At 54.6% G+C, this 2,313-nt stretch carries 2 protein-coding genes; both read left to right on the top strand.

What is annotated here, in order from left to right; translation table 11 throughout:
* The coding region (locus G3574_RS26250) for an RHS repeat domain-containing protein (RefSeq protein WP_163968526.1) at positions 1–269 on the top strand (269 nt) is incomplete at its 5' end.
* Positions 270–281: 12 nt separating this feature from the next.
* On the top strand, positions 282–2,219 hold the full coding sequence (locus tag G3574_RS26245; RefSeq protein WP_163968525.1) for a hypothetical protein: 1,938 nt from the start codon (positions 282–284) through the stop codon (positions 2,217–2,219).
* Positions 2,220–2,313 lie beyond the last annotated feature (94 nt).

The following is a 2,313-nucleotide window of genomic DNA, read 5'->3' as shown; positions in this document are numbered from 1 at the left end:
GCCGTCGTTATGACGCGGCGGGCAACCTCATCGAAGAGAAGCATGCCGATGGTGGCGTCGAGCGCAGTCAATATGACGCCTTCGGCCAGCGCGTCCGCCTGCGCCAGGCCAACGGCGTGCTCACCGCCTATGCCTACAATCACAATGGCCTGGTCGCCAGCGTCACCCAGGCCGCCGGCACCGGTGTGGCCGTCGCAAAGAACAACGGCAACGACACCGTCAGCATCGCCACCACCAAGGCGCTCACTGAAAGCTATCAATTCGACTAGGCCGACCATCGCGTGCGCATCACCGCCGCCGACGGCAGTCTGCTGGATATCATGCAAGCCGGTGCAGCGTACATGGGCGGCACGGCGACGGCAGCGACGGAGGCCATTGCCAGTTCGCTCGGCACCGTCACCACATCCGCTATCGCCGGTGCGGCGGGATCGGTGGCAAGCCAAGTCGTGGGTAATGCGATTGGCGCGCAGGACGGCTTCAGCTTGCAAAGCGTGGCGCTCGGGGCGATTGGCGCGGGCGTGTCCGCAGGGATGGAAGGGCTCGCCTCCAACGCCGTTGTCAGGGCAGCCGCAGGCAATGCGGTCAGCCAGGGCATCGGCATGGTGACCGGGTTGCGCAGCGAGTTTAGCTGGACCAGCGTGGTGGCGTCAGCGATTGGCGCGGGCGTGGGCGGCATGGCGCAGCAGGGAATGGAAGGCGCGTTCAAGGGAAGTACTTGGGATCCGCTGATGCAGCGCATGGCGACTGGAGCGGCATCGGGCATGGCATCGGGAATTGCTGAGAGCCGAGTACAGAATGGCCGGGTCAGCGGGACACAAGCAATGATTGATGCGTTCCGGGGCGGGATGCAGGAGGGCTTGCGTGAGGCTGGCAATGCGACTTCGACTGATATGAGTCAGCAAGAGAGGTTGCTCATGGGCTATCGGTTAAAAGAGATTGTGAATACCGATGGTGGGGATGCTTGGCTGAGTACCTCACGTGCCGATTTCTCAGTTGAAGGACGGGCGCCAAAATATAGCCATGACGAATATGCGCAAGACCTCGCGCGGGAAAAGTCGCTATTTTCAAGACAAGAACCTCTGGCAAATTTCGATGATGGCATGAGCCTCATTTATGCGCGCCGGGAAAATCGGACAGTGGGTTCAAGCGCAGTCGAAGCTATGGCACTCAGCGATAGGGTAAATGGCGGTATGGTTGACTTCAGCGGACTTGACGAAATGGTGCATCTCGTAGATATGCATAATCAGGGAATCATCGCCAAGGCTTCTGAAAGCGGAATTAGCCTACGGCCAACAGTAGAAAATTCTGATCGGTTAGGGCTATATGACTGGTCGAGTAGCGGGCAGGGGCATTATGAGCAAGGCGAGGCACCTGATGAGTTAGGAAATAACGGCGGCGGGCGGACGGAAAGCCTCTGGGTTAGTGATTACCCAATGCCATACTCCAAACAGATGAATCATGTGAGTGAGGTGGCGAAAGGATTCATCCCTGGTTTGATAAATGGCGTGCCGAAGACTGTCATGAGCGTGACCAGCACCATATGGGAAGGTGCTCAAATGCAGGGCTTGATAGAGGCAGGAGTTGATCCGTCCGATGCGTATCAAATTGCTAAACAATCCACTCAATATTGGTCCGACGGCGAAGTAATTCCGTACGCAAACAATGAGCAGCGTCTTGGCGGATTTGCAGGGAAAATTTATAGTCCTTTCGTTTATACCAAGGGAGCACAATTAGCTAGTTTTGCTGCGAGAGTCGTACCGGAGTTATTTCGCAGTGTACCTAACGAGTTTGGACAGTTTCCAATTGCAGATGCGCCTTCCGCGGGAGTGAATTGGCGTACTATTACAGGGAATGCCTCGAGTCGTGCAGAAGGAATCGTCACAGCTTATCGCGTTGAAGGCATATCTAATCAACGTCTAGTAATTAACGAGGCAGGTGAAGTATCGCTGATACCTAACAAGGGACAAATTATTTGGATTAACTTCGGACAAGAAGGTCGAGCAATGCAGTATCTTCAGACTAAGATTGATAAAGGGTTAGTAGGCGCGGAGTTGAAATCATTTGAAGTAGATGTTGAATTTTTGGAAACGGTTCGATCTAAAGCTGTTCCTGAAAAATTTTCTAGGCTGAATCCTGATAACCCTATAATCAGTCGCGATCCTTATCCAGACCAGTATGGCATTCCTAATACTACAGCTGTAAGTATGCGGAATGAGTGAGACGAAATCGTGTCCAAGCCTTTGTTGATGGAGGGTACGGCCATGGACGAGGTCGCAAGGCAGTATGTCGAGCTGGGCGAAGGCTGGCGGGACG

This window comes from Noviherbaspirillum galbum, from assembly GCF_010974945.1.
Taxonomy (GTDB): domain Bacteria; phylum Pseudomonadota; class Gammaproteobacteria; order Burkholderiales; family Burkholderiaceae_D; genus Noviherbaspirillum; species Noviherbaspirillum galbum.
The sequence above is the reverse complement of the archived record's forward strand: the minus strand, read 5'-3'. Positions and strand labels throughout refer to the sequence as shown.